The 420-nt window shown below is 66.0% G+C and carries 1 pseudogene; it reads left to right on the plus strand.

The window, feature by feature from the left end:
- Positions 1-420: pseudogene (locus XcuCFBP2542_RS19100) on the plus strand (hypothetical protein); the annotation flags it as partial.

Below are 420 nucleotides of genomic sequence, written 5' to 3' on the forward strand. Positions count from 1 at the left end.
TGGCGCTGAAAGACGCACCCGATCCGGTCGATCCTTATCGACAGTCGGCCAACGCCACCGATCGCCCCAGCCTGAGTCCTGCCGACTGGAAGCGCGATCCGGCAGACGGCCAATGGCATCGTCTGGTCAAGACTGCGGTCTCCGGTGCCAACGATCGCGGCAGCTACGTGCAGGAAACCGCCTTGCCACCCCGTGCAGCGGAATTGGACGCACAAGCGCAAACAGTCATCGCCCGCAATATTGCCAACAGTCCCGGTGCGATCGCCGCGCGCTATGAACTGGCCTACCACCGCAGCGGCTGGGCCGCCGAGGGCTTGCCGATGTCGCCGGCCGTCCAGCAGGCGTTGCCGGATCCGGATGCGTTGACTGCCTCGAACGGCCAGCGCTACTACCGCGACATCGAAGGCCGGTGGACCAGCC

This window comes from Xanthomonas cucurbitae, assembly GCF_002939885.1.
Lineage (GTDB): Bacteria > Pseudomonadota > Gammaproteobacteria > Xanthomonadales > Xanthomonadaceae > Xanthomonas > Xanthomonas cucurbitae.